We start from the raw sequence: 25088 nt of genomic DNA on the forward strand, positions 1-25088 counted from the left end.
CCACCAGGGAACACGAGGAAACATGAATCATGGCTGACTCGATCTCGCTGAAGAAACTCGTCACCCGCCTGCTGCTGGTGGTGGTGGCGATGTTTGTCTTCGGTTTTGCCTTGGTGCCGATCTACGACGTGATGTGCAAAGCCTTCGGCATCAACGGCAAGACCGGCAGCCAGTACTCAGGCGAGCAAGTGGTCGACACCTCCCGCCAGGTGCGCGTGCAGTTTCTCTCGACCAACACCGCCGACATGCCGTGGGACTTTTACCCGAAACACGACGAGCTGACCGCCAACCCCGGCGCGGTCAACGAAATGGTGTTCATCGCGCGCAATCCCACCGACAAACCGATGAGCGCGCAAGCGGTGCCGAGCATCGCGCCGAGCAACGCGGCGGCGTTTTTCCACAAGACCGAATGCTTTTGTTTTACCCAGCAGGTGCTGCAGCCCGGTGAACAGATCGAAATGCCGGTGCGTTTCATCGTTGACCGCGACATGCCCAAGGAAGTGAAGCACCTGACGCTGTCCTACACGCTGTTCGATATCACCGCCCGACATCCGCCGGTGGCTGTTAACACTGGCGGTTGAGCGTGGCCGATAAGGAGAACAATAAATGGCAACTCATGAGCATTATTACGTCCCGGCCCAGAGCAAATGGCCGATCATCGCCACGCTCGGGATGTTCGTCACCGTGTACGGCCTCGCCACCTGGTTCAACGATCTCAAGGCCGCACGCCCGGATTCCCACGGCCCATTGATCTTTTTCGTCGGTGGCCTGCTGCTGGCGTACATGCTGTTCGGCTGGTTCGGTGCGGTGATCAAGGAAAGTCGCGCGGGGCTGTACAGCCCACAGCTGGACCGCTCGTTCCGCTGGGGCATGAGCTGGTTCATCTTTTCCGAGGTGATGTTCTTCGTCGCCTTCTTCGGCGCACTGTTCTATATCCGCGTCGTGTCGGCACCGGGGCTGGCCGGCGAAGGCAGCAAGGGCCTGTCGGAAATGCTCTGGCCGAACTTCGAATACGTCTGGCCGTTGCTGAACAACCCAGACCCGAAACTGTTCCCACCGCCCAAGGATGTCATCAGCCCTTGGGGCCTGCCGCTGCTCAATACGATCCTGCTGGTCAGCTCCAGTGTGACCATCACCATCGCCCACCATGCGCTGAAGAAAGGCCATCGCGGCGCACTGAAACTGTGGCTGGCGATTACCGTACTGCTGGGCATCGCGTTCCTCGGCTTCCAGGCCGAGGAATACATCCATGCCTACCAAGAGCTGGGGCTGACCCTCGGCTCGGGCATCTACGGCGCGACATTCTTCATGCTCACCGGCTTCCACGGCGCCCACGTGACCATCGGCACGATCATCCTGTTCGTGATGCTGATGCGCATCATGAAAGGCCATTTCGACAACGAGCACCAGTTCGGTTTCGAAGCGGCGAGCTGGTATTGGCACTTCGTCGACGTGGTCTGGATCGGCTTGTTCTTCTTCGTTTACGTCCTCTGACTGCTGGCGCTACCAGGGCGCATGGGACACCAACTGGCCGCTGTAGAAACCCCAGGCCATCAGGCCGACGGTGACCACGGCCAGTGCCACCCGAACACTCAAGGCGATGACCAGCCGATTGGAGCTGCTGTCGTCCTTGACCAGGAAAAACAGGCCGCTGAACAGGCTGACGACCGTGGCAATCAGCATCAGGACGATCGCTGCTTTGAACATGGCAAGACTCCGGGGGACAGGCGATGCACTTGAGTATAGCGATCGCGATGACTGACTTTATGGCGCGCCCATGAAGTGCTTTCGCCCGGGCGTGATTCCCACTGTCGTGGTGGCGCTGTTGCTGCCGCTGATGGTTGCACTGGGCTTCTGGCAACTGGGCCGGGGTGCGGAGAAAACCGCGCTGCTGGCCAGTCATGCCGAACGTCGCGTGGCCGAACCGCTGGCCAGCAGCGAACTGCTCGGCAACGCCGACCCGGCTTACCGCCGCGTGCGCCTGCACGGCCAGTTCGATCCGGCCCACACCCTGTTGCTGGACAACCGCCAGCGTGGCGGCAAGGTCGGCGTCGAATTGCTGCAACCGTTTCAGGACCAACGCAGCGGCCTCTGGCTGCTGGTCAATCGCGGCTGGCTGCCATGGCCCGATCGGCGCGTGCCGCCGCAATTCACGACACCGGCCGAGGCGCTGACGCTCGACGCCTGGGTCTATGTCGCCCCCGGCGCAACGTTCCAGTTGCACGCCGATCCGGTCAGCCATGTCTGGCCGCAAACCATTACCGCCGTCGTGCCGGGCAAATTGTGGCAAACCCTGGAGCGCGACGGCTTCGCCTACGAATTACGCGCCGAACCCGGGCCGGCCAGCTACCAGACCGATTGGCCGGTAGTCGCGATGGGCCCGGAAAAACACCTCGGCTACGCCGTGCAATGGTTCGCCATGGCCACGGCGTTGCTCGGGCTCTACCTCTATTTGGGCTGGCACAACGCAAAGGAGAAACGCCATGGGAAGCGCCATGAATCCACCCAGCATGTCTGAGGCCAAACCCGTTCCGAGCCGCCGGCGCGGGCGCATTCAATTGTTGCTGATCGTGCTTGGCGTGGTCGGGCCGATGCTGCTCGCCACCGGCATGTACAAATTGCAGTTCTGGGTGCCGGAAGGACGCAGCTACCACGGCGAGCTGATCGGCAACGGCCAGACCCGCGCCGACCTCGGCGTGCAGGCCGATGAGCAGCGCTGGCAGATTCTGGTCACGGCGCCGAAGGATTGTGCCGTCGATTGCCAGCAACTGGTTTATCTGGCGCGGCAGATCCAGATCAGCCTCGGCCGCGAAGCCGGGCGCGCCAGCCACGCCCTCGCCGCCGCGCAACCACTGAGCGCTGATTACGCCGCAAAACTCGACCGTGAATATCCGCAGTTGCAGCGCTATCCGCTGGATGCCGGGGTGTTCGCCAGGACCACCGGCGATAAAGCTGTGCCGCAGCTGTGGATCGTCGACCCGCACGGCAATCTGGTGCTGCGTTACGAGCCGAATGTGAAGGGCAAGGATCTGCTTAACGACCTGCGGCATCTGCTGAAACTGTCGAACATCGGATGAGGGCATCGTCATGGCCAAACCTGGATTTCGCCTCGCGCTGTTTGCCACCCTGCTGGCGCTGATTGTCGTGCTGCTCGGCGCCTACACCCGCCTGACCCACGCCGGCCTCGGCTGCCCGGACTGGCCAGGCTGCTACGGCTTTATCAGCGTGCCGAAAAGCGAGGCGCAACTGGCCCATGCCGAACTGCATTTCCCTGACGCGCCAGTGGAGGCGCACAAGGGCTGGAACGAGATGATCCACCGCTACTTCGCCGGCACTCTGGGTTTGCTGATTTCAGTGCTGGCCGGGCGCGCCTGGGTAAACCGGCGCCATCCGGGCCAGCCGGTGAAACTGCCGCTGTTTCTGCTGGCGGTGGTCATCGCCCAAGCGGCGTTCGGTATGTGGACGGTGACGCTCAAGCTCTGGCCGCAAGTGGTCACCGGGCATTTGCTCGGCGGCTTTGCCACGTTGAGTCTGCTGTTCCTGCTGACGCTGAGGTTGTCCGGCGTGCTGCCGGCGCTGACCGTACCCAAGCGCCTGCAATACTGGGCGACGGCGGGCCTGCTGCTGGTGATCGGCCAGATCGCCTTGGGCGGCTGGGTCAGTTCCAACTACGCAGCGGTGGCCTGCATCGACTTCCCCACCTGCCATGGCCAATGGCTGCCTGCGGCGGACTTCGCCAACGGTTTCCACCTGACCCAGCACATCGGCCCGAATTATCTCGGTGGACAACTCGATAGCGACGCGCGCACGGCCATTCATCTGACACACCGCATCGGCGCTTTGCTGGTGACCGTCGTACTGCTCGGTCTGGCGTGGCAGTTGAAAGTGGTGGGCATGACGCGTCTGGCCGGGCTGGTGCTGATCGCCCTTGCCGCGCAGATCACCCTCGGCATCAGCAACGTGCTGTTTCATCTACCGCTGCCAGTGGCCGTCGCCCATAACGCCGGCGGTGCGGCGCTGTTACTGACGCTGGTGCTGGTCAATTATCACGCGCGCACCAGCCTGCTGCGGGTGAGCCAACCGGTGCTGGCGCGCTGGCGCTTGAGTGCGCACAAACCTGTCGTCGCGCCCATCGCATTGAAAGGAGAAACGCCATGGCGAGTCTGATCGGCCAGCGTGCAGCGCAAGCGCTGTGGCGCGATTATCTGGAGCTGACCAAACCGAAAGTCGTGGTGCTGATGCTGATCACCTCGCTGGTCGGCATGTTCCTCGCCACCCGCGCGGGCGTGCCGTGGACGGTGCTGGTGTTTGGCAATCTGGGCATTGCCTTGTGCGCCGGCGGTGCGGCGGCGGTCAATCATGTGGTCGATCGGCGCATTGATGCGGTAATGGCGCGCACGCACAAACGGCCGCTGGCCGAAGGCCGGGTTTCACCTGCGGCGGCGCTGACCTTCGCCTTGGTGCTGGCATTGCTCGGCCAGGCGCTGCTGCTGACCTTCACCAATCAGCTGACCGCTTGGCTGACTCTCGCCTCGCTGCTCGGTTACGCGGTGGTCTACACCGGTTTCCTCAAACGCGCGACGCCGCAGAACATCGTCATCGGCGGCCTCGCTGGTGCCGCGCCGCCGCTGCTGGGCTGGACCGCCGCCACCGGCCATGTCAGCGCCGAACCGCTGTTGCTGGTGCTGATCATCTTCGCCTGGACCCCGCCGCACTTCTGGGCGCTGGCGATTCATCGCAAGGAGGAATACGCCAAGGCCGACATTCCGATGCTGCCGGTGACCCATGGCGAGCACTACACCAAAGTGCACATTCTGCTGTACACCTTTGCGTTGCTGGCAGTGAGCCTCTTGCCCTACGTGATTCACATGAGCGGCGTGCTGTATCTGGTCTGTGCGCTGGCGTTGGGCGCGAGGTTTCTGCAATGGGCCGTGGTGCTGTACCGTGGCACTCGGCCGCACGCGGCGATCAACACCTTCAAGTACTCTATTTATTACTTGTTCCTGTTGTTCATCGCCCTGCTCGTAGACCACTACTTACTGTTGAACCTATGACCCGAACCCAGAAAACCGTCTTCATCCTCGTCGCCGTGATCGCGCTGATCCTCGGACTTACCGTGAATAAAGTGCTGAACGGCAAAGGCCAGGGCGATCCGACTGCGCTGATCGACGCCGGCATTATCCTGCTGCCGCAGAGCCGCAACCTGCCGGACGTGACCATGACCGATCAGGACGGCAAACCAGTTGCCATCGACGAGTTGAAAGGCAAGTGGAGTCTGTTGTTCTTCGGTTATACCTTCTGCCCGGACATCTGCCCGACCACCCTGGCGCAACTGCGGCAGATCAAGAGTGAATTGCCGAAAGAGGCTGTGGATAAATTGCAGATCGTGCTGGTCAGCGTTGACCCCAACCGCGATACGCCGAAGCAGTTGAAACAGTACCTGGGCTACTTCGATCCGCAGTTCATTGGCCTGACGCCTTCATCTATCGAGGAGCTGCAGAAGGTGGCGAACGCGGTGAGCATTCCGTTCATTCCGGCTGATACCAGCAAGCCGAATTACACCGTGGATCACAGCGGCAATCTCGCCGTGATCGGCCCGGACGGCACACAGCGCGGGTTTATCCGCGCGCCGTTGAACAATGCCAAGCTGGTGGCGCAGTTGCCGGCGATGCTTGAGCGCAAGTGACAGTTCAAAAGCTAAAAAGCCCCTCACCCTAACCCTCTCCCAGAGGGAGAGGGGACTGACCGAGGTGTTTATTCGAATTGCGCCGACCTGCAATTGTGAGTCGATCTCAGGCTCGAAAAGCTTGAAGGTCGGCCCCCTCTCCCTCGGGAGAGGGCTGGGGTGAGGGGAAGCTTCAAGGCAGGTCGCAAGCCAGGCACCAGACACAAAAAAGGGGACGCCATTGGCGTCCCCTTTTTCATTGCAGCAACCTGAATCAGAACGCCGGCAACACCGCGCCTTTGTACTTCTCGGTAATGAACTGCTTCACTTCCGGGCTGTGCAGCGCAGCAGCCAGTTTCTTCATCGCGTCGCTGTCCTTGTTGTCCGCGCGGGACACGAGGATGTTCACGTACGGCGAGTCGTTGCCTTCGATCACCAGCGCATCCTTGGACGGATCAAGCTTGGCTTCCAGCGCGTAGTTGGTGTTGATCAGCGCCAGATCAACCTGAGTCAGCACGCGCGGGATGGTCGCGGCTTCCAGTTCACGGATCTTCAGGTCTTTCGGATTCTCGGCGATGTCTTTGACGGTCGACAGGATGTTTTTTGAATCCTTGAGCTTGATCACGCCAGCCTTGTCCAGCAGCAACAGCGCACGGCCGCCGTTGGTGGCGTCGTTCGGGATCACCACGTTGGCACCACCGGGCAGGTCCTTCAGATCCTTGAGCTTGCTCGAATAAGCACCCAGCGGCTCCAGGTGCACGCCGGTCACGGCGACGAGGCTGGTGCCCTTGGCCTTGTTGAACTCATCGAGGTACGGCTGGTGCTGGAAGAAGTTGGCGTCCAGACGCTTTTCAGCGACCTGTACGTTCGGCTGAATGTAGTCGGTGAAGACCTTGACCTTCAGATCCACGCCTTCCTTGGCCAGGGCCGGTTTGACGAATTCGAGGATTTCCGCGTGCGGCACCGGGGTGGCGGCAACGGTCAGGGTCTCGGCGTGGGCCGAAAACGCCGCAACAGCGGCGAAAGCAGCGATCAGTTTTTTCATTCAGCTAACTCCTTGTGAGGGCGCCCGCCAGCGAATGGCCCGCGCCTCTTGATTAAAAAACCGCTTATTTGCGCGAGAAATGCACGACCAGACGGTCGCCAACCATTTGCAGCACTTGCACCAGAATCAACAGCAGCACCACGGTGACGATCATCACGTCAGTCTGGAAACGCTGGTAGCCGAAACGGATCGCCAGGTCGCCCAGACCACCGGCGCCGACCACACCGGCCATCGCCGTGTAGGACACCAGTGTAATCGCTGTCACCGTAATCGCTGCGAAGATGCCCGGACGGGCTTCCGGCAGCAAGGCGTTCATGATGATCTGCCGCGTGGTCGCGCCCATCGACTGGGTCGCTTCGATGATGCCGCGATCGACTTCGCGCAGCGCGGTTTCCACCAGACGCGCGAAGAACGGCGTGGCGCCCACCACCAGCGGCGGGATCGCCCCGGCCACACCCAGCGAGGTGCCGGTGATCAGCACGGTGAACGGGATCATCACGATCAGCAGAATGATGAACGGCAGCGAACGCAAGATGTTCACCACCAGCGACAGCACGGCGTAGAGGCCACGGTTCTCCAGCAACTGACGCGGGCTGCAGAGAAACAGCAGCACGCCCAGCGGCAGACCGAGCAGCACCGTGAACAACAGCGAACCGCCGAGCATCAGCATGGTGTCGCCAGTCGCCAGCCAGATTTCATACCAGTCGATATTGGCGAAGAAACTCATTAGGTCGGCCATTAGCGCAACACCTCCATGTGAACGTCAGCGGCGGTGAAGCGGGCAAACGCCGCTTCCATGTCGCCACCGGTGACAGCGAGGGTCAGTTGCCCGTACGGAATGTCTTTGATGCGGTCGATGCGACCGGCAAGGATGCTGTAGTCGACGCCGGTTTCCCGCGCGACGGTGCCGAGCAACGGCGCGTAGGTCGCCTCGCCCTGAAAGGTCAGACGCACGATGCGCCCGGGCACATGGGCGAAGTCGTCACGCTGCTCGCTCTCGTCGATCTGCTCGCTTTCCTGGACGAAACGCTTGGTGGTCGGGTGCTGCGGATGCAGGAACACATCGGCCACCGGACCCTGCTCGACGATCACGCCAGCGTCCATCACCGCGACCTGATCGCAGACGCGACGGATCACGTCCATCTCGTGGGTGATCAGGACGATGGTCAGTTTCAGTTCGCGGTTGATTTCGGCCAGCAGTTGCAGGACCGATGCCGTGGTCTGCGGGTCGAGGGCGCTGGTGGCCTCGTCGCACAGCAGAATTTTCGGCTTGGTCGCCAGCGCACGGGCAATGCCGACGCGTTGCTTCTGACCGCCGGACAATTGCGCCGGGTACTTTTTCGCGTGGTCGGACAGACCGACCCGCGCCAGCAGCTCGGCCACGCGATGGTTGATTTCGCTGCTCGACAACTCACCGGCCAGGGTCAGCGGCAGGGCCACGTTGTCGGCGACGGTCTTGGAGGCGAGCAGGTTGAAGTGCTGGAAGATCATCCCGACCTGCTGGCGGAAACGGCGCAGGCCGTTGGCGTCCAGTGCGGTGACTTCTTCGCCGTCGACGATGATCTTGCCGCCACTGGAATCTTCCAGACGATTGATCAGACGCAGCAGGGTACTTTTGCCCGCACCGGAATGGCCAATCAGGCCGAACACCTGGCCGTTCTCGATGGCGAGACTGGTCGGGTGCAGCGCGGGAATATCCTTACCGGCAACGCGGTAAGTCTTGTGGACGTTTTGAAACTCGATCACGTAGCGAACCTTGTGGGGCGCGTTGGAAAAGGATCAGCGGTTAGCCGGGCGCGCATTTTAGCCTGTCCGTATAGAGGTTCTTAGCATTTATTTCGCAATTAACCTTCGATTTGGCAATAACAAGATCAAAGGTCATAAAAAAGGAACGCTCCGAGCGCCTCATCAGTCACTAGTTAAGCGACTTGAAACCCTGGGTGCCGTGCCCGGGAATCACTCAAGGGTCTGCGGAAGGCATCCGGGGCCAAACGAGGAGTTTACGTCTGATGAGCATCAAAAAGCCTGCACCTGCTAAAAGCGAAATGGCCGGGACCGACACCCCGGATCGCGCCAACACCAATGCCAAGCTCGACAGCCTGGAAGAATTCCGTTCCGACGCCACCGGTCAGGCACTGCGCACCAATCAGGGCGTGAAGATCGCCGACAACCAGAACACCCTCAAAGCCGGGCCGCGCGGGCCGTCGCTGCTGGAAGACTTCATCATGCGTGAAAAGATCACGCACTTTGACCATGAGCGCATTCCAGAGCGCATCGTCCATGCGCGCGGTACCGGCGCCCACGGTTTCTTTCAGACCTACGAGAACCATGCAGCACTGACCAAGGCCGGCTTCCTACAGGATCCGGGCAAGAAGACGCCAGTGTTCGTGCGCTTTTCCACGGTGCAGGGGCCACGTGGTTCCGGCGATACCGTGCGTGACGTGCGTGGCTTTGCGGTGAAATTTTTTACCGATGAAGGCAACTTCGACCTGGTCGGCAACAACATGCCGGTGTTCTTCATTCAGGACGCGATCAAGTTCCCGGACTTCGTCCACGCGGTGAAACCCGAGCCGCACAACGAAATTCCCACCGGCGGCTCGGCTCACGACACGTTCTGGGACTTCGTCTCGCTGGTGCCGGAATCGGCGCACATGGTCATCTGGGCGATGTCCGACCGGGCGATCCCGAAAAGCCTGCGCAGCATGCAGGGCTTTGGCGTACACACCTTCCGCCTGATCAACGCCGAGGGCAAATCACGCTTCGTCAAATTCCACTGGCGCCCTACCGCCGGCACTTGCTCGCTGGTGTGGGACGAGGCGCAGAAGCTCGCCGGTAAGGACACCGACTACCACCGCCGCGACCTGTGGGAAGCGATCGAGATGGGCGATTACCCGGAATGGGAACTGGGCGTGCAGATCGTCGAAGAAGAGAACGAACACGATTTTGACTTCGACATCCTCGACCCGACCAAGATCATCCCCGAAGAAATCGTTCCGATTACGCCGCTGGGCAAAATGACCCTGAACCGCAACCCGGACAACTTCTTCGCGGAAACCGAGCAGGTCGCTTTCTGCCCTGGCCACATCGTGCCAGGCATCGACTTCTCCAATGACCCGCTTCTGCAAGGTCGGCTGTTTTCCTACACCGACACGCAGATCAGCCGACTCGGCGGGCCGAACTTCCATGAGCTGCCGATCAACCGTCCGGTGGCGCCGTTCCACAACGGCCAGCGCGATGCACAACACCGCACCACCATCGACAAGGGCCGCGCTTCTTACGAGCCAAACTCGATCGACGGCGGCTGGCCGAAAGAAACCCCGCCGGCGGCACAGGACGGTGGTTTCGAGAGCTACCCGGAGCGCATCGACGCAGCGAAGATCCGTCAGCGCAGCGAATCGTTCAGCGATCACTTCTCCCAGGCCCGCTTGTTCTTCAACAGCATGAGCGAGCACGAGAAAGAGCACATCATCGCTGCCTACAGCTTCGAGCTGGGCAAGGTCGAGCGTGAGTTCATCCGTGCCCGTGAAGTGAACGAAATCCTCGCCAATATCGACCTGACCCTGGCCAAACGCGTGGCGGAAAACCTCGGCTTGCCGGCGCCAGCCAAAGGCACGGTCGAAGTGCGCAAGACCTCGCTGGAGCAATCGCCAGCGCTGAGCCAGGCCAACCTGCTGCCGGGCAATATCAAGACGCGCAAGGTGGCGATTCTCGCGGCCAACGGAGTTGATGCTGCGGCCATCGATGCGATGAAGAAAGCGCTGGAAGCCGAAGGCGCTCACGCAAAACTGCTCGGCCCGACCTCGGCGCCAGTGACAGCCGCTGACGGCAAGGCATTGCCGGTGGATGCGTCGATGGAAGGCATGCCTTCAATTGCGTTCGATGCGGTGTTCGTACCGGGTGGCGCGGCGTCGATTACCGCGTTGAGCGGTGACGGCGTAGCGCTGCACTATCTGCTGGAGGCCTACAAGCACCTGAAGGCGATCGCGCTGCACGGCGAGGCCAAGCAGTTGCAGGACTTGCTGAAGCTCGATGCGGATGCGGGGCTGTTGCAGGGGGCGGATGTGGGTGCGTTGACCAAACCGTTCTTCGCCGCGATTGGCGAGCATCGGGTCTGGGCGCGGGAGCCTAAGGCCAAGGCGATTCCGGCTTAAGATCTTTATTGGCTGAGCGGACGCTTTCGCGAGCAGGCTCGCTCCCACAGGTACGCTGTTGCACCTGTGGGAGCGAGCCTGCTCGCGAAGCTTTTTAAGGCTTGCGCGGGCTTAAAACCATCTGCGCCGGCACTGTGCGCAGGATCTGCTTGTCGATCTGCAAATCAAAATCTGGATCGAGCTTCTTGACTCGCTTGCTCAGCAACGTCGCCAGCCAGGGATAATCCGCGGTGCGCGGCGCCTGAATGCTGACGGCGCATTCGTAATTCACCACATCGGCGGCGATCGCATCGAGTTGTCGTTGCAGCTTGTGAATATCGCCGATGTTCAACGCAACGGTGGTGCTTTCGGCGGTCGGGTCGATGACCTTGGCTTTCGGCCTGGCTTCGGCAGCCAGCAGTGCGGCCTCAGCCTTTTCCAGCTCGGCCTTGCGCGCTTCGGTGATCGCGCCGTTGACGCCGCCGGTCAGCGCGGGCGCTTTGGGCATCAGGGCGCGAGCACGGCTCAATGCAGTGGCTGCAGCGTTGACATCGCCTTTTTGCAGGACGATCTGGCTGCGGCGCAGGTACGCCTCGGCCAGCTGCCGCTGGTATTGCTCCAGGGATTGATCATTGGGGGTTGCGGCCTGCAACGCGGCCAACTGGTCTTCGGCGGTGGCCAGTTCGCTGCTGGCGAGGCTTTGCTCCAGCTGTGCGATGGCCGTAGCCCGCGCATCCGGGACTTCAGCCACCGGCGGCGTGCTTTGGCAGGCGCCCAGCAGCACTGAAAATGCGACAAGGAGCAGATAACGGGAGGCGAACGGCTTCATTCCTGCGACTCTCTAATTGCGCAAAAAGCGGCCAAGTCTACACCCCACGACGGGGCAGAACAAAACTCAACAGAAACAGCGCGGCTGCCGTCACCACGATCGACGGCCCCGCCGGGGTGTCCTTGAACCACGACAACGCCAGCCCGCCGCACACCGCGAGCATGCCCAGCAGGCTCGCGCCCAGCGCCATCTGCTCCGGCGAACGGGCGTGACGCTGTGCCGCAGCCGCAGGGATGATCAGCAGCGAAGTGATCAGCAGCACCCCGACGATTTTCATCGCCACGGCGATCACCACCGCGATCAACAGCATCAGCGCCAAGCGCAAACCCGCAACCGGCAGGCCTTCGACCCGCGCCAATTCTTCGTGCACGGTGACCGCCAGCAGCGGCCGCCACAGCGTCACCAGCAACACCAGCACCGCCGCAGTGCCGCCGAGAATCCACGCCAGGTCGCTCGGACTGATCGCCAGCAAGTCGCCAAACAGATAGGCCATCAGGTCGATCCGCACTTCATGCATGAAGCTTAGTACCACCAGGCCGAGAGAGAGCGTGCTCGGTGCAAGAATTCCCAACAGCGTGTCGGACGCCAGCGGCTGACGCTGTTGCAGCGTCACCAAGAGCACCGCCAGCAGCAGGCAACCGACCGTTACCGCCACCGTCGGGCTGACGTCCAGCAGAAAGCCCAGCGCCACGCCGAGCAGTGCGGCGTGGGACAGCGTATCGCCGAAATAGGCCATGCGCCGCCACACCACAAACGAGCCGAGCGGTCCGGCCACCAGCGCCAGGGCCAGACCTGCAAGCAGGGCATACAAAAGAAAATCAGCCATGCTTGCAGCCGTCTCCATGAACATGAGGTTGCCCGCCGAGCGGGCCTTTGACCACCGAACCGTGCAGGTCGTGGGCGTGGTCGTGATGGTGGTGATAGATCGCCAGACTCGGCGCGTTCTTGCCGAACAGTTCGACGAATGCCGGATCGCCGCTGACCTGCTCGGGGTGCCCGGAGCAGCAGACGTGGCGGTTGAGGCAGACCACCTGATCGGTGGTGCTCATCACCAGATGCAAATCGTGGGACACCATCAGCACGCCGCAACCGTGGCGGTCGCGCAGCCGGGTGATCAGGCTGTACAGCTCGGCCTGCCCGGCCACGTCGACGCCCTGCACCGGCTCATCGAGCACCAGCAGCTCAGGCTCACGCAGCAGTGCCCGAGCCAGCAGCACGCGCTGCATTTCGCCGCCGGAAACGCTCTGCACCGGGCTGTCGATCACGTGTTCGGCGCCGACCTCCTTCAATGCGGCCAAGGCACGCGAACGATCGACGCCAGGCACCAGGCGCAGGAAGCGCAGCACTGACAGCGGCAGGGTCGGGTCGACATGCAGCTTCTGCGGCATGTAGCCGACGCGCAGTTTCGGTTTGCGCCAGACGCTGCCGCTGTTTGGCTTCAACAGCCCGAGCACGGCGCGTACCAGCGTGGTTTTGCCGGCGCCGTTGGGGCCGATCAGGGTGACGATCTGCCCCGGCTCGACGCTCAGCTCGATGTTGTCCAGCACGGTCTGCCCGGCAAACGTGACGGCGACCTGTTCCAGACGGATCAGCGCATTGCTCATCAGGCCCCCTGGCAACCGGCGCACAGGCCGACCACTTCGACGGTCTGCGCTTCGACGATGAAACCGACGTCTTTGGCGCTGCTGATGATCGCGTCGCTGATCACTTTTTGCTCAAGTTCGATGGCGGCGTGGCACTCGCGGCAGATCAGGAACTGGCCCTGATGCGCGTGTTCAGGATGCACGCAGCCAACGAAGGCGTTGAGCGACGAGATGCGATGGACCAGGCCGTTTTCCAGCAGGAAATCCAGTGCGCGGTACACCGTAGGCGGCGCGGCGCGGCGGCCGTCCTGCTCGCTGAGCACCGCGAGGATGTCGTAGGCACCCAGCGGCTTGTGGCTTTGCCAGACCAGTTCCAGCACGCGGCGGCGCAGGGCAGTCAGACGCAAACCTTTCTGCGCGCACAAGGTATCGGCCTCGGACAGAGCGCTGTGCACGCAATGGGAGTGGTCGTGGGGACGGCTGGCAATAGGGGTAATAGGGGTAATAGGCATGAGCGGCGACGAGATTTGCTGGAGACGTTATTATGTTACCCGTTCTCGCTTCCTTGAGTGGTCATCGTGTCCCGACTTTTTTCTGTTTTCGTGGCTTTTGTTGCCAGTTTTCTGCTGATCGGTACGGCTCAGGCCGAGGTCAAAGTGCTCACCAGCATCAAGCCGTTGCAGTTGATTGCCGCTGCCGTGCAGGACGGCGTGGCGATTCCCGAGGTGCTGCTGCCGCCGGGTGCCTCGCCGCACAATTACGCCCTGCGCCCGTCCGACGTACGGAAGGTGCAGTCGGTCGATCTGCTCTACTGGATCGGCCCGGACATGGAAGGTTTCCTGCCGCGCGTACTCGGCGGTCGCAGCCTGCCGAGCGTCGCGGTGCAGGATCTGCCTGGCCTCAACCTGAGGCATTTCGGCGCGGACAACCATTCCCATGCCGAAGAAGCCGACGAGCATGATCACGATCATCGCCCCGGCTCGCTGGATGCACATTTGTGGCTGTCACCGGTCAATGCGCGGGTGATCGCCGACAAAATGGCTGCCGACCTCAGCGCCGCCGACCCGGCCAATGCCCAGCGTTATCAGAGCAATGCCAAAGCCTTCGATGCACGTCTGGATGCGCTGGATCAGCGTTTGAAGAAGCGCCTGGCCAATGTCGAAGGCAAGCCGTACTTCGTCTTCCACGAAGCCTTCGATTATTTCGAAGACGCTTATGGGCTGAAGCACGCCGGGGTGTTCGCGGTGGCCGCCGAAGTACAACCCGGCGCCCAGCACGTCGCGGCGATGCGCAAGCGTTTGCAGGAAGTGGGCAAGACCTGTGTGTTCAGCGAACCGCCATTGCGTCCGCGCCTGGCGGAAACACTGGTGGCTGGCCTGCCGGTGAAGCTGGCGGAACTGGATGCGTTGGGCGGGTACACCCCGGCGACGGCTCAGGGCTATGAGCAGGTGTTGGAAAAGTTGGGCAATGATTTGGCGGGATGCCTGGAATCGTTGTAACAACACAAACCCTGTGGGAGCGAGCCTGCTCGCGAAAGCGGTGGGTCAGTCAGCAAGAATGCTGAACGGGCCGCCGCCTTCGCGAGCAGGCTCGCTTCCACAGGTTCATGTTTGCTTGGCGAATCTACTCAGAGGGCGAAAGGCAACGGTGTGCTGACCTTCTGCCGCTGCGCCAGGCGCTGCTCGAATTCCTGCGGATCGTGAATCAACACATCCTGCCCGGCGAACTGCTCGGCGGCGATCAAGCGTGACAGCCAGAACCGCACACAGGCCACACGCAACATCGTTGGCCAGAGCTCAGCCTCCGCCGCCGTGAACGGCCGCAGCGCCGCATAGGCACCGAGAAACGCACGCGCACGCGGGCCATCGATCACGCCCTCGTCGTCCGAACACCAGTCATTCAAGGCAATTGCCACGTCGTACAGCATCGGCCCCGAGCAGGCGTTGTAGAAGTCGATCAGCCCGGTCAGGTGGGTGCCTTCGAACATGGCGTTGTCGCGGAACAGGTCGGCGTGAATGTTCGCCCGAGGCAGTGCAAGGATCTTGTCTTTGCGCTCGGTGATCTCATCCAGCGCCTTTTGCAGCAAGGCACGCGGCTCATCGCTCAGGTGCGAGAGAAATTCAGTGCCCTCCTCCAGCATCCAGTCCAGCCCACGATCGGTCTTGCGCTTGATCATGCGTTCGCCTTGAGTCGCCAGGTGCAGATGCGCCTGCAACTCGCCGACCTGGGCGCAATGCTGGGCGTTGGCGACCTTGATGTGCTTGCCCGACAGGCGCGGTTGCAGCAATGCCGGCTTGCCTTTGAGTTCACGCAGGGCCACACCGTCTGTGGTGCGCAGGGCGTAAGGCACCGGCAGATCGGCTTCGTGCAGCACGTCGAGCAGGTCGATGAAGAACGGCATCTCTTGCACCGGGCCGCGCTCGACCAGGGTCAGGACAAACTCGCCCTGCTCCAGGCTGATGAAGAAATTGGTGTTTTCGCTGCCGGCGGCGATCCCCTGGAAATCAAGCAGGCGGCCGAGCCCGTAAGGGGCGAGAAAGGTTTCCAGCTCGGGCCGAGCCAGGGGAGTGAACACAGACATGTCTTAACTGCCAGTACGGGCGCCGCAGCGGCGGCGCCGAGTGAATTAAAAACCTATTTCCATTCGAATATCTTCCATGACGGGATCAGCATATCCGGCTGATCCGAACGGATGAAATTGGCATCCGTCCCGTCGGCGCGCACCAGAAAGTAAGGCGGCGCGCCCTTTGGCGTGACTTTGATCGCATAGAGGAAACCGTTCTGGCGGTACTCCTCAATGGTCTTGTCGCCCTCCGTGCGTATGGTGACCTCGGGGTCGCCGCCCGGCGCATCATCCGCCGCGATCGCGGCCAGTGGTGAGACAGCGATCAACCCGACCAGCAGCAAGCGATTTAACGTACGCATGATAACCTTGTCCCTTTGTCGTCAACGGTCCCGCTATTCTAGCCCCGGACCCGCCGAAAAGGTTGATCCTGCTCATGAGCCAAGCCCCCCTCGTCCTGGTGGACGGTTCGTCTTACCTGTACCGCGCCTTTCATGCACTGCCACCACTGACCACGTCCAAAGGCCTGCCGACCGGTGCGGTCAAAGGCGTGCTGAACATGCTCAAGAGTCTGCGCAAGCAGTACCCGGACAGCCCCTTCGCCGTAGTGTTCGACGCCAAGGGCGGGACATTTCGCGATGAGATGTACGCCGAATACAAGGCCAACCGGCCAAGCATGCCCGATGACATGCGCGTGCAGATCGAGCCGCTGCACCAGAGCGTGATCGCCCTCGGCTTCCCGCTCCTGTGCGTCGACGGCGTCGAGGCCGACGACGTAATCGGCACCCTCGCCCGCAGTAGCGCAGCGGCGGATCGCCCGGTGATCATTTCCACCGGTGACAAGGACATGGCGCAACTGGTCGATGGCCACATTACCTTGGTCAACACCATGTCCGGTAGCTCGATGGATGTGGAGGGCGTTAAGGAGAAATTTGGCGTCGCACCGGAGCAGATCATCGATTATCTGGCGCTGATGGGCGATTCGTCCGACAACATTCCGGGCGTGCCGGGCATCGGCCCGAAGACGGCGTCCGGCCTGCTGGTCGGCGTCAACGGCGGCCTGACCGAGCTGTACGCCAACCTCGATATCGTGCCGACCCTGCCGATCCGTGGCGCAAAAAACTTGCCGGCCAAGCTCGAAGAGCACCGGGAGATGGCTTTCCTGTCCTATCAACTGGCGACCATCAAGGTCGATGTGCCGCTGGATATCGGTCTCGATGATCTGCAAATGGGCGCGGAAGACCCGGCCAAACTCTACGAGCTGTACACCCTGCTGGAATTCAAGAGCTGGCTCAATGATCTGGATCGCGATGCCAAGCGTCTGGAACTGAGCGCGGCGGCCGAACCTGCACCGGCGGGCGATCTGTTCAGCGCCCCGCAAGCCGAGGCACCTGTTGCTCCTGTCGAGGCCGCATACGAAACCATCCTCGATCAGGCCCGCTTCGACGTCTGGCTGGAAAAACTGCGCAACGCCAAACTGATCGCCTTCGACACCGAGACCACCGGCATCGACGCGCAGCAGGCGCAACTGGTTGGCCTGTCGTTCGCCGTACAGGCCAACGAAGCCGCGTACATCCCGCTGACCCATTCCTACATCGGCGTGCCGGAGCAGCTGGATCGCGACACCGTGCTGCGCGCACTCAAGCCGATTCTGGAAGACCCGAACAAACTCAAGGTCGGCCAGCACGCCAAGTTCGACATGAACATTCTGGCCAACTGCGCCATTGGCGGCGATCAGAGTGAAGGCATCAGCGTGCGCGGCATCGCCTTCGACACCATGCTCGAGTCCTACGTACTCAACTCCACCGCAACCCGCCATGACATGGACAGCCTCGCGCAGAAATACCTCGATCACACCACGGTGAGCTTCCAGGACATCGCCGGCAAAGGTGCCAAGCAGCTGACCTTCGACCAGATCGCCCTGGAACAGGCCGGGCCGTACGCCGCTGAAGACGCCGACATCACCCTGCGCCTGCATCAGGCCCTGTTCGACAAGCTCAGCGCGATTCCGAGCCTGGCCAGCGTGCTGACCGACATTGAGATCCCGCTGGTGCCAGTGCTGGCTCGCATCGAACGCCAGGGTGCGTTCGTCGATGCCGAGTTGCTGGGCATTCAGAGCATTGAGCTTGGCAACAAAATGGTCGCGCTGGAGCGTGAGGCCTTCGAAATCGCCGGGGAAGAATTCAACCTCGGCTCGCCGAAGCAGCTGGGCGTGATTCTTTATGAAAAGCTCGGCCTGCCGGTGCTGAAGAAAACCGCCAAAGGCCAGCCGTCCACCGCTGAAGAAGTGTTGGCGAAACTCGCCGAAGACGATCACCGCTTGCCGAAGGTGCTGATGGAGCACCGCTCGATGAGCAAGCTGAAAAGCACTTACACCGATCGCCTGCCGGAGCAGATCAACCCGCGTACCGGGCGCATCCACACCTCGTATCACCAGGCTGTGGCTTCGACCGGGCGCCTGTCCTCCAGTGATCCGAACCTGCAGAACATTCCGGTGCGCACCGCCGAAGGCCGACGCATTCGTCAGGCGTTCGTCGCACCCAAAGGCTACAAACTGCTGGCGGCGGACTATTCGCAGATCGAACTGCGGATCATGGCGCACCTGTCCCGCGACGAAGGCCTGATGAACGCCTTCCGTAACAATCTCGACGTGCACACTGCAACCGCTGCCGAAGTATTCAAGGTCGAGCTCGATCAAGTGACCTCCGACCAGCGCCGCAGCGCCAAGGCGATCAACTTCGGTCTGATCTACGGCATGGGCGCGCAGAAGCTCGGCAAGGACATCGGCGTCGACACCAAGACCGCCAAGGCTTACATCGATACCTACTTCGCTCGTTATCCAGGCGTTCGCGAATACATGGAGCGCACTCGCGCGCAGGCGGCGGATCAGGGTTACGTCGAAACTTTCTTCGGCCGTCGCCTCTACCTGCCGGAGATCAACTCGAACAAGCCGCAGGAACGCGCCGCCGCTGAACGCACGGCGATCAACGCGCCGATGCAGGGCACGGCAGCGGACATCATCAAGAAAGCCATGGTGGCTGTGGATAACTGGCTGACCACGTCGGGTCTGGACGCGCGGGTCATCCTGCAAGTGCACGACGAACTGGTGCTGGAGGTTCGCGAGGATCTGGTCGAGCAGGTCAGCGCCGAGATTCGTACGCACATGAGCGAAGCGGCGAAACTGGATGTGCCGCTGCTGGTGGAAGTTGGCGTGGGCAACAACTGGGATGAGGCGCACTGAATATTGGCAGAGTTGCCGCGACGCGCCGTCGCGGCAAGCCCCGGGAACCGGGCTTAGACCGATAAATGCTTGAGGCTATTCCAAAGCTTTTTGAAAAAAATCTGAACTAATCTGTTGATCGAACACTCAGAGGTACTGAATGGCTGGTGAAGCCCTTCGATGCTCCTATGTTGTGTTAAGTGTTGGCAGATATCTGAACCCCGCCCTAGCGGTTCGGAACTTGAACCCCGGAATTTCTCCCTCCCCAATGAAATCCGGGGCTTTTTTTGCCCAAAAATCGGCTGAAGCGCGGCCATGCTGCGTTAAAAGCATCGCTAAAAAAGCTCATTCAGGTCCCCTAAACTCCGCTTTTTAGCGTTACTCTCGCCTTGCCTGACAGCACCACAGTCAGTTTTGAAATTGTCTTACTCGGCTGCCGCCTCGGCGCCTTTGTCTGCCAGTTCCATCCAGTTGGCCAATACAGTGTAGGCCTCTTCCAGGCCCATGCGTTTTGGGGCGGAGAACAACTGGATGGTGATCGAGTCGCCCCAGCCTTTGCGGATTTCCGACTGTACTTTCAACAAGGTGTTCTTGGCTGCGCCGTAGGTGAGCTTGTCGGCCTTGGTCAGCAGGATGTGCATCGGCATGCCGGCGGCGACGGCCCAGTCGAGCATCAGCAGGTCGAAGTCGGTCATCGGATGGCGGATGTCCATCATCAGAATCAGACCTTTCAAACTCTCCCGACCACCGAGGTAAGCCTCGAGGTGGCGCTGCCAGTGTTGCTTGAGCGGGATCGGTACTTTTGCATAACCGTACCCCGGCAGGTCGACCAGACGGCGATCATCGTCTAGCTTGAAGAAGTTCAACAGCTGTGTGCGACCCGGAGTTTTCGAGGTGCGCGCCAGGCTGGCGTGGGTCAGGGTGTTCAGCGCGCTGGATTTGCCAGCGTTGGAACGACCGGCAAACGCCACTTCGAAGCCTTCGTCGTCTGGGCATTGATCGACTTTGGCGGCACTGAGCATGAACGTGGACTGTTGGCACAGGCCGAGGATGGGATTCTTGAGTTGCATGGGATTTCCGATGTGGGCGGCGCCGGGATTGGGCGCGGAACGCGGTGTCGCTTCCGTTTCAGTGACGCCAGTATATAATGCCGCAGATTTTGTGTGTGCTTTGTCCCAGCGAAGGATGAAGTTCACGAGAGCGACAGACTTTGATTGCGCATTAGAACGCAGAACGCTCTCAACCCTGAAAAGGTCGTTTTATGACGAAATGGCTGCTGGCTGCCGGAGTCTTGATGCCGCTTTACAGCGCACAGGCTACACAGGATCCGGAAGCTGTGTACAACCGTGTTTGTGGTGCCTGTCATTCCGGCCAACTACCCATGGCGCCCGCAAGAGGCGATCAGGAAGCTTGGACGCCGAGGTTGGCGAAAGGTATGGGGACGCTGGTGCAACACGTGACCCAGGGTTTCAAGGCGATGCCGCCGCGTGGTTTGTGCATGGACTGCAGTGCCGAGGATTACCAGGCCATCATCCTTTGGATGAGCGAGAGTAAGCCCGGTCCATAACTTAACCCTTAGCCGTAGTTGGATTAGCTGATGAACAAATTGATCGTGAGTCTGCTGTTGACCGTGGGAATTTCAGGTGTCGCCCATGCTGCCGGCGATGCCGCAGCAGGCCAGGCCAAAGCTGCCGTGTGCGGAGCCTGCCATGGCCCGGACGGCAACAGCATGGCGCCAAACTTTCCGAAACTGGCAGGTCAAGGTGAACGCTACCTCGACAAGCAATTGCACGACATCAAGTCGGGCAAGCGCGTGGTGCTGGAAATGACCGGGCTGCTGACCAACCTGAATGACCAGGATCTGGCCGACATCGCTGCGTACTTCGCCAGCCAGAAAGGCAGCGTCGGCGCCGCCGATCCGAAGATCGTCGCTCGCGGTGAAGCGCTGTTCCGTGGCGGCAATCTGGAAAAAGGTCTGCCAGCCTGCACCGGCTGCCACTCGCCGAACGGCTCCGGCAATGCCGCCGCAGGCTTCCCCCATCTGGGTGGCCAGCACGCTCAATACATCGCCAAGCAACTGACCGATTTCCGCAAGGAAGACGGCGGTCGCGCCAACGACGGCGACGCAATGACCATGCGCACCATCGCACGCAAGCTGAGCGACGAAGACATCGCTGCGGTTTCCAGCTACATCCAGGGCCTGCACTGAGGCCCTGAATCGAGGGCTGAACGAGGCGCGCAACGCCCGCCACGTTAACGCTCGATTAATCCTTCGCAGCAAGTATAAAAAGGGTGGCTTTGGCCGCCCTTTTTTGTGGCCGCTGCCGTTACACTACAGCACTCATGCCCGCCAGGATCTGTGTCGAAACAGGTCGAGCGAGGCGACCCAAATTGTTCAGGAGTAAAGCATGCGTAATCTGATCATCAGCGCCGCCCTCGTCGCTGCCAGCCTGTTCGGCGTCACTGCCCAGGCCGCTGAAGCCCCTGCCGCCCCTTACGTCGAACTGGCCAACCCGGTGCCGGTGGCAAAGCCTGGCAAAATCGAAGTGGTCGAGCTGTTCTGGTATGGCTGCCCGCATTGCTACGCTTTTGAGCCAGTGATCAATCCATGGGTTGAAAAACTGCCGTCCGACGTCAACTTCGTGCGCATCCCCGCCATGTTCGGCGGCCCATGGGACGCTCACGGTCAGATGTTCCTGACTCTGGAAGCCATGGGTGTCGAGCATCAGGTACACAACGCCGTGTTCAACGCGATCCAGAAAGAGCACAAGAAGCTCACCGACAAGAACGACATGGCTGACTTCCTCGCCACTCAAGGCGTGGACAAGGACAAGTTCCTCGCCACTTTCGACTCGTTCGCTATCAAAGGCCAGATCGTCAAGGCCCGTGAGCTGGCGAAGAAGTACGAAATCACTGGCGTGCCAACCATGATCGTCAATGGTAAATACCGCTTCGACATCGGCTCTGCCGGTGGTGCCGAGCAAGCATTGAAGCTGGCTGACGATCTGGTCGCCAAAGAGCGAGCGGCTAACAAGGCTGCTGCCAACTAAGCGCGGCATTCGCCATGCGCCGCTGGAAGTCCGAACGCATCGTTGGCCTGCATGATCCGCAGGTCAACGAGCATCATCTGGCGTCTACGGGCCTGCCCGCAGACCAGCGTCTGCGCTTGCTCAGCTTTAACATTCAGGTCGGCATCAGCACCGAGCGCTATCGGCATTACCTGACCCGCAGCTGGCAGCATCTGCTGCCGCACACCGGGCGTTCCGGCAATCTGCAAAAGATCGGTGACCTGCTCGGCGACTTCGATCTGGTCGCCCTGCAGGAAGCCGATGGCGGCAGCCTGCGCTCAGGCTACGTCAATCAGGTCGAACATCTGGCCCACCTCGGCGCCTTTCCCTACTGGTATCAACAACTCAATCGCAACCTCGGTCGACTGGCCCAGCACAGCAATGGCGTGCTCAGTCGCCTGAAGCCGTGGGCGATCGAGGATCACCCGCTGCCCGGCCCGAAAGGTCGCGGCGCGATCCTGCTGCGCTTCGGCGAAGGTCCGGAGGCACTGGTGGTGGTGATGATGCACCTGGCCCTCGGCGCGCGGACGCGCAGCCTGCAACTGGCCTACATTCGTGATTTGATCAGCGGGTACAAGCATCAGGTGCTGATGGGCGACATGAATACCCATGCCAGCGACCTGCTCGAACACTCGCCGTTACGCGATCTCGGCCTGCTGGCCCCGCAGGTGGAAGCGACCTTCCCCAGCTGGCGCCCACAGCGTTGCCTTGATCATATTCTGCTCAGCCCGACCCTGACCCTGGAAAAGGTCGAGGTGCTGGCCCAGCCCATTTCCGATCACCTGCCGGTCGCGGTGGAAATTCGTCTGCCGGGTTCGCTCACGGCTGACGCATTGCCCGCGTTGAGCCCTGCCCCTCGCGGAACCTGTGAATGAGCGACGACGCCCAGCGCTGGAAAGAGAAGTACCTCAAGAGCATCGAACAGCAGGACAAGCTCGAACGCCGCTGGGCCGCGCGACTCGACCTGCTGCGGCGCGGTCTGGTGCGCAGCACGCTGGCGGCCGAGGGCACCGACAAGGTCGTCGATCAGTGCATGAAAGAAATGCGCGAAGTCGTGCGTACCGATGACATGGACGCCGGCCTCGCCGCCCTGCTGCCGCGTCTGGAAAAAGCCGTGCTCGACTCCGAGCAGCGCCGTGAAACGCGCATTGATCAGGTCAGCACCGCACTGACCGCGCTGGTCACCCAGTTGCAGGCTTTGCCGCTGCCGCGCGAAGTCGCGCAACCGCTGAAGAAATTCGCCAAACAACTGGACAGCCGCGTCGGTCAGGCACGGGAAATGCCGCTGCTGTTGAGCGAACTCAGTGGCTTGCAGGGCAAGGCCTTGAGTCAGTTGGAAACGCCTGCCGAGCCGGGGCGGCCGGGGTTGTTGCAGCGTTTGTTTGGTAGTCGCGACAGTGAAGAAGCCGTTGCACCGGCGGCCGACATACCAGCAACACCAGTGCCGCAACCGGTCGAAGCCCGACAATCTGAACCGGAGCCTGTGCAATCGGCACCGGTGGCCCAAGCTGAGCCAGCGATCGCAGCGCCCGAGACCGTCATCGAGGCGCCTGTCCAGACGCCGCCTGATGAGCCGCAAGTCGTTGCGTTCGCTACGCCTGTGGTCGCCGTTGAAGCCGAGCCAACGCAGGTTGAGCCAGCAGCTGACACCGAGATAACCGTCGCTGCGCAAGCAACCGAAGCACTCAACCCCGACGAACTGATCCACCCCGGCGATCCGTCGCCGCTGCTCCTCGACAGCCTGCCCCTGCCCGAACCGATTGCTCAGGCCTTGGCCGCCATCGACCCGGAGCAGTCGGAACACGACATCCTCTTCGCGCTGCCGGATTCCCCGGAGCCGTCCTACAGCTCCGTAGCCAGACATATCGAAGACACGCTGATCGGCCTGCTCGACGACCTGACCCTGCCCGAGCGCCACCGGCCGCAAGCCGAAGCCATGCGCGAACGGCTCAAACACGGACTGAACTGGTACGAACTGCTGCCGATCCTCGACGATCTCGCAACCTTGATGCTGGCGATTACCGACAGCGGTCAGCACGAATTCGAAGCCTATCTGCAGCAACTCAACGAACGCCTCGAAGCGTTTCAGAGCAATCTGCAAGCGGCCAGCGAAGGGCATGCCGACAACAGCTCGGCGGCGCGGGCCATGGACACGCAGATTCGCGAGCAGGTCGACGGCTTGCAGAGCAGCGTCCAGCAAGCGGCGGACCTCGATGACCTCAAGCATGTGCTGGAGAATCACCTGGAAGGCCTGCTGGGAACGATGGACCAGCACCAGAAACAGCGCGACGCCCGAGAGCAGGAAGTCGCCGCCAGGTTGAAGAGCCTGTCGGAGCGGGTGGCGCATATGGAGCAGGAAGCCATGGGCTTCCGTGAACACCTTGAAGAGCAGCGGCAGAAAGCCCTGATCGATCCGTTGACCGGCCTGCCCAACCGTGCGGCGTGGAGCGAACGCCTTGAGCATGAAATCCAGCAATGGCAGCAGCACGGCAACACCCTCAGCCTGGCCATGCTCGACCTCGATCACTTCAAGCGGATCAACGACAGCTATGGCCATCTGGCCGGCGACAAAGTGCTGAAGATCATCGCCACGGTATTGCGCAAACGCCTGCGCGGCTCGGATTTCATCGCCCGTTTCGGCGGTGAGGAGTTCGTGCTGTTGCTGCCCGCGACGCCACCAGCGGTGGGCGCGAAACTGCTGGAAACCCTGCGCGCGGCGATCGAAGCCTGCCCGTTTCATTTCAAGGGCGAGCGAGTGACTATCACCATTTCCATGGGACTCGCGTCATTCCGGGTGGGAGAACACAGCGATCTGGTGCTGAAAAGAGCCGATCAGGCGCTGTACCGAGCAAAAAACGCCGGGCGCAACCGAGTCGAGCTCGGCTAAGGCAATTGTTCCATTTTGTTTAAATCCGCCCGCTGGCGGACTCTGAGCAAATCCGTACGTTACACTGTTGCATTATCGTTTTCAGCGTATCGTCCTCT

Annotated in this window: 26 protein-coding genes; 15 read left to right on the forward strand and 11 right to left on the reverse strand. The window is 61.4% G+C overall.

The window, feature by feature from the left end:
- Positions 1–29 precede the first annotated feature (29 nt).
- Together D8U61_RS07670 and D8U61_RS07675 are read left to right on the forward strand one after the other, a co-directional pair.
- The gene (locus D8U61_RS07670) at positions 30–581 is read left to right on the forward strand and encodes a cytochrome c oxidase assembly protein (protein ID WP_071173968.1); all 552 of its coding nucleotides are present in this window, start codon (positions 30–32) and stop codon (positions 579–581) included.
- Positions 582–606: 25 nt separating this feature from the next.
- Complete coding sequence (locus D8U61_RS07675) at positions 607–1494, forward strand: cytochrome c oxidase subunit 3 (RefSeq protein WP_016772329.1); 888 nt, start codon at positions 607–609, stop codon at positions 1492–1494.
- A 9-nt stretch (positions 1495–1503) separates the two neighbouring features.
- Here D8U61_RS07675 and D8U61_RS07680 read toward each other — a convergent pair whose 3' ends face one another.
- Positions 1504–1707 (reverse strand): twin transmembrane helix small protein, encoded by a 204-nt coding sequence (locus D8U61_RS07680; RefSeq protein WP_016772330.1) that lies wholly within the window; start codon positions 1705–1707, stop codon positions 1504–1506.
- 70 nt (positions 1708–1777) lie between these two features.
- Here D8U61_RS07680 and D8U61_RS07685 point away from each other — a divergent pair, with 70 nt between their 5' ends.
- From D8U61_RS07685 to D8U61_RS07705, 5 genes are read left to right on the forward strand one after another with little or no spacing between them, the layout of a single operon-like run.
- Positions 1778–2518, forward strand: a complete 741-nt coding sequence (locus D8U61_RS07685; RefSeq protein ID WP_130926707.1) for an SURF1 family protein — start codon at positions 1778–1780, stop codon at positions 2516–2518.
- Entirely contained in the window at positions 2484–3077 is a 594-nt protein-coding gene (locus D8U61_RS07690) for a hypothetical protein (protein WP_056791251.1), read from the forward strand. The genes D8U61_RS07685 and D8U61_RS07690 overlap by 35 nt, the downstream gene beginning before the upstream one ends.
- A gap of 10 nt (positions 3078–3087) precedes the next feature.
- Positions 3088–4167 carry a COX15/CtaA family protein gene (locus tag D8U61_RS07695; RefSeq protein ID WP_130926708.1) on the forward strand — a complete coding sequence of 360 codons (1080 nt, stop codon included), beginning with the start codon at positions 3088–3090 and terminating at the stop codon, positions 4165–4167.
- Entirely contained in the window at positions 4155–5054 is a 900-nt protein-coding gene (cyoE, locus tag D8U61_RS07700) for a heme o synthase (protein ID WP_071173963.1), read from the forward strand. Before D8U61_RS07695 ends, cyoE begins: the two co-directional genes overlap by 13 nt.
- Positions 5051–5686: an SCO family protein gene (locus D8U61_RS07705; RefSeq protein ID WP_076564836.1), complete on the forward strand. Its 636-nt coding sequence runs from the start codon at positions 5051–5053 to the stop codon at positions 5684–5686. Before cyoE ends, D8U61_RS07705 begins: the two co-directional genes overlap by 4 nt.
- A gap of 253 nt (positions 5687–5939) precedes the next feature.
- Here the strand turns inward: D8U61_RS07705 and D8U61_RS07710 are convergent, their stop codons facing one another.
- From D8U61_RS07710 to D8U61_RS07720, 3 genes are all read right to left on the reverse strand, one after another.
- Positions 5940–6710 carry a MetQ/NlpA family ABC transporter substrate-binding protein gene (locus D8U61_RS07710; protein ID WP_016772336.1) on the reverse strand — a complete coding sequence of 257 codons (771 nt, stop codon included), beginning with the start codon at positions 6708–6710 and terminating at the stop codon, positions 5940–5942.
- A gap of 64 nt (positions 6711–6774) precedes the next feature.
- The gene (locus D8U61_RS07715; protein WP_016772337.1) at positions 6775–7449 is read right to left on the reverse strand and encodes a methionine ABC transporter permease; all 675 of its coding nucleotides are present in this window, start codon (positions 7447–7449) and stop codon (positions 6775–6777) included.
- Positions 7449–8456, reverse strand: coding sequence for a methionine ABC transporter ATP-binding protein (locus tag D8U61_RS07720; RefSeq protein WP_073470783.1), 1008 nt, complete (start codon positions 8454–8456; stop codon positions 7449–7451). The genes D8U61_RS07715 and D8U61_RS07720 overlap by 1 nt, the downstream gene beginning before the upstream one ends.
- A gap of 263 nt (positions 8457–8719) precedes the next feature.
- Here D8U61_RS07720 and katE point away from each other — a divergent pair, with 263 nt between their 5' ends.
- Positions 8720–10861, forward strand: coding sequence for a catalase HPII (katE, locus tag D8U61_RS07725; RefSeq protein ID WP_130926709.1), 2142 nt, complete (start codon positions 8720–8722; stop codon positions 10859–10861).
- A 94-nt stretch (positions 10862–10955) separates the two neighbouring features.
- Here katE and D8U61_RS07730 read toward each other — a convergent pair whose 3' ends face one another.
- Genes D8U61_RS07730 through D8U61_RS07745 form a run of 4 tightly spaced genes read right to left on the reverse strand, consistent with a single transcriptional unit; the run spans position 10956 to position 13764 of the window.
- Positions 10956–11669, reverse strand: a complete 714-nt coding sequence (locus tag D8U61_RS07730) for a PA5502 family lipoprotein (RefSeq protein ID WP_024014992.1) — start codon at positions 11667–11669, stop codon at positions 10956–10958.
- Between the two features lie 37 nt (positions 11670–11706).
- Positions 11707–12495 carry a zinc ABC transporter permease subunit ZnuB gene (gene znuB, locus D8U61_RS07735; RefSeq protein ID WP_016772340.1) on the reverse strand — a complete coding sequence of 263 codons (789 nt, stop codon included), beginning with the start codon at positions 12493–12495 and terminating at the stop codon, positions 11707–11709.
- Positions 12488–13273, reverse strand: a complete 786-nt coding sequence (gene znuC, locus D8U61_RS07740; RefSeq protein ID WP_024014991.1) for a zinc ABC transporter ATP-binding protein ZnuC — start codon at positions 13271–13273, stop codon at positions 12488–12490. The genes znuB and znuC overlap by 8 nt, the downstream gene beginning before the upstream one ends.
- Positions 13273–13764 (reverse strand): Fur family transcriptional regulator, encoded by a 492-nt coding sequence (locus tag D8U61_RS07745; protein ID WP_125927305.1) that lies wholly within the window; start codon positions 13762–13764, stop codon positions 13273–13275. Before D8U61_RS07745 ends, znuC begins: the two co-directional genes overlap by 1 nt.
- A 66-nt stretch (positions 13765–13830) precedes the next feature.
- Between D8U61_RS07745 and D8U61_RS07750 the strand changes: the two genes are divergently transcribed.
- Positions 13831–14751, forward strand: a complete 921-nt coding sequence (locus D8U61_RS07750; protein WP_130888810.1) for a zinc ABC transporter substrate-binding protein — start codon at positions 13831–13833, stop codon at positions 14749–14751.
- Positions 14752–14879: 128 nt separating this feature from the next.
- Here the strand turns inward: D8U61_RS07750 and D8U61_RS07760 are convergent, their stop codons facing one another.
- Positions 14880–15833, reverse strand: a complete 954-nt coding sequence (locus tag D8U61_RS07760) for a homoserine kinase (RefSeq protein WP_125927308.1) — start codon at positions 15831–15833, stop codon at positions 14880–14882.
- 53 nt (positions 15834–15886) lie between these two features.
- Positions 15887–16177 (reverse strand): DUF2782 domain-containing protein, encoded by a 291-nt coding sequence (locus D8U61_RS07765; RefSeq protein ID WP_071173956.1) that lies wholly within the window; start codon positions 16175–16177, stop codon positions 15887–15889.
- Between the two features lie 74 nt (positions 16178–16251).
- Here D8U61_RS07765 and polA point away from each other — a divergent pair, with 74 nt between their 5' ends.
- Positions 16252–19056: a DNA polymerase I gene (polA, locus tag D8U61_RS07770; RefSeq protein WP_125927309.1), complete on the forward strand. Its 2805-nt coding sequence runs from the start codon at positions 16252–16254 to the stop codon at positions 19054–19056.
- Between the two features lie 404 nt (positions 19057–19460).
- Here the strand turns inward: polA and yihA are convergent, their stop codons facing one another.
- Complete coding sequence (gene yihA, locus D8U61_RS07775) at positions 19461–20105, reverse strand: ribosome biogenesis GTP-binding protein YihA/YsxC (RefSeq protein ID WP_110599637.1); 645 nt, start codon at positions 20103–20105, stop codon at positions 19461–19463.
- Positions 20106–20296: 191 nt separating this feature from the next.
- Between yihA and D8U61_RS07780 the strand changes: the two genes are divergently transcribed.
- The 5 genes from D8U61_RS07780 to D8U61_RS07805 all read left to right on the forward strand — a co-directional run bounded on the left by D8U61_RS07780 (position 20297) and on the right by D8U61_RS07805 (position 24990).
- Positions 20297–20602, forward strand: coding sequence for a c-type cytochrome (locus D8U61_RS07780; RefSeq protein WP_016772347.1), 306 nt, complete (start codon positions 20297–20299; stop codon positions 20600–20602).
- Positions 20603–20632: 30 nt separating this feature from the next.
- The gene (locus D8U61_RS07785) at positions 20633–21244 is read left to right on the forward strand and encodes a c-type cytochrome (RefSeq protein WP_016772348.1); all 612 of its coding nucleotides are present in this window, start codon (positions 20633–20635) and stop codon (positions 21242–21244) included.
- Positions 21245–21443: 199 nt separating this feature from the next.
- Complete coding sequence (locus D8U61_RS07795; RefSeq protein ID WP_016772349.1) at positions 21444–22085, forward strand: thiol:disulfide interchange protein DsbA/DsbL; 642 nt, start codon at positions 21444–21446, stop codon at positions 22083–22085.
- A gap of 14 nt (positions 22086–22099) precedes the next feature.
- Positions 22100–22978, forward strand: coding sequence for an endonuclease/exonuclease/phosphatase family protein (locus D8U61_RS07800; protein ID WP_024014985.1), 879 nt, complete (start codon positions 22100–22102; stop codon positions 22976–22978).
- A complete protein-coding gene (locus D8U61_RS07805) occupies positions 22975–24990 on the forward strand; it encodes a GGDEF domain-containing protein (protein WP_130903179.1) in 2016 nt (671 codons plus the stop codon). Before D8U61_RS07800 ends, D8U61_RS07805 begins: the two co-directional genes overlap by 4 nt.
- Positions 24991–25088: the final 98 nt, after the last annotated feature.

Origin of the sequence: Pseudomonas sp. Sample_14, assembly GCF_004307515.1 — a bacterium.
Taxonomy (GTDB): Bacteria; Pseudomonadota; Gammaproteobacteria; order Pseudomonadales; family Pseudomonadaceae; genus Aquipseudomonas; species Aquipseudomonas atacamensis.

Excerpts from the sequence above, each read along its gene's own strand:
- D8U61_RS07670 (WP_071173968.1), top strand. The coding sequence starts at position 30 with ATGGCTGACTCGATCTCGCTGAAGAAACTCGTCACCCGCCTGCTGCTG.
- D8U61_RS07675 (WP_016772329.1), top strand. The coding sequence starts at position 607 with ATGGCAACTCATGAGCATTATTACGTCCCGGCCCAGAGCAAATGGCCG.
- D8U61_RS07680 (WP_016772330.1), bottom strand. The coding sequence starts at position 1,707 with ATGTTCAAAGCAGCGATCGTCCTGATGCTGATTGCCACGGTCGTCAGC.
- D8U61_RS07685 (WP_130926707.1), top strand. The coding sequence starts at position 1,778 with ATGAAGTGCTTTCGCCCGGGCGTGATTCCCACTGTCGTGGTGGCGCTG.
- D8U61_RS07690 (WP_056791251.1), top strand. The coding sequence starts at position 2,484 with ATGGGAAGCGCCATGAATCCACCCAGCATGTCTGAGGCCAAACCCGTT.
- D8U61_RS07695 (WP_130926708.1), top strand. The coding sequence starts at position 3,088 with ATGGCCAAACCTGGATTTCGCCTCGCGCTGTTTGCCACCCTGCTGGCG.
- cyoE (WP_071173963.1), top strand. The coding sequence starts at position 4,155 with ATGGCGAGTCTGATCGGCCAGCGTGCAGCGCAAGCGCTGTGGCGCGAT.
- D8U61_RS07705 (WP_076564836.1), top strand. The coding sequence starts at position 5,051 with ATGACCCGAACCCAGAAAACCGTCTTCATCCTCGTCGCCGTGATCGCG.
- D8U61_RS07710 (WP_016772336.1), bottom strand. The coding sequence starts at position 6,710 with ATGAAAAAACTGATCGCTGCTTTCGCCGCTGTTGCGGCGTTTTCGGCC.
- D8U61_RS07715 (WP_016772337.1), bottom strand. The coding sequence starts at position 7,449 with ATGGCCGACCTAATGAGTTTCTTCGCCAATATCGACTGGTATGAAATC.
- katE (WP_130926709.1), top strand. The coding sequence starts at position 8,720 with ATGAGCATCAAAAAGCCTGCACCTGCTAAAAGCGAAATGGCCGGGACC.
- D8U61_RS07730 (WP_024014992.1), bottom strand. The coding sequence starts at position 11,669 with ATGAAGCCGTTCGCCTCCCGTTATCTGCTCCTTGTCGCATTTTCAGTG.
- znuB (WP_016772340.1), bottom strand. The coding sequence starts at position 12,495 with ATGGCTGATTTTCTTTTGTATGCCCTGCTTGCAGGTCTGGCCCTGGCG.
- znuC (WP_024014991.1), bottom strand. The coding sequence starts at position 13,273 with ATGAGCAATGCGCTGATCCGTCTGGAACAGGTCGCCGTCACGTTTGCC.
- D8U61_RS07745 (WP_125927305.1), bottom strand. The coding sequence starts at position 13,764 with ATGCCTATTACCCCTATTACCCCTATTGCCAGCCGTCCCCACGACCAC.
- D8U61_RS07760 (WP_125927308.1), bottom strand. The coding sequence starts at position 15,833 with ATGTCTGTGTTCACTCCCCTGGCTCGGCCCGAGCTGGAAACCTTTCTC.
- D8U61_RS07765 (WP_071173956.1), bottom strand. The coding sequence starts at position 16,177 with ATGCGTACGTTAAATCGCTTGCTGCTGGTCGGGTTGATCGCTGTCTCA.
- polA (WP_125927309.1), top strand. The coding sequence starts at position 16,252 with ATGAGCCAAGCCCCCCTCGTCCTGGTGGACGGTTCGTCTTACCTGTAC.
- yihA (WP_110599637.1), bottom strand. The coding sequence starts at position 20,105 with ATGCAACTCAAGAATCCCATCCTCGGCCTGTGCCAACAGTCCACGTTC.
- D8U61_RS07780 (WP_016772347.1), top strand. The coding sequence starts at position 20,297 with ATGACGAAATGGCTGCTGGCTGCCGGAGTCTTGATGCCGCTTTACAGC.
- D8U61_RS07785 (WP_016772348.1), top strand. The coding sequence starts at position 20,633 with ATGAACAAATTGATCGTGAGTCTGCTGTTGACCGTGGGAATTTCAGGT.
- D8U61_RS07795 (WP_016772349.1), top strand. The coding sequence starts at position 21,444 with ATGCGTAATCTGATCATCAGCGCCGCCCTCGTCGCTGCCAGCCTGTTC.
- D8U61_RS07800 (WP_024014985.1), top strand. The coding sequence starts at position 22,100 with ATGCGCCGCTGGAAGTCCGAACGCATCGTTGGCCTGCATGATCCGCAG.
- D8U61_RS07805 (WP_130903179.1), top strand. The coding sequence starts at position 22,975 with ATGAGCGACGACGCCCAGCGCTGGAAAGAGAAGTACCTCAAGAGCATC.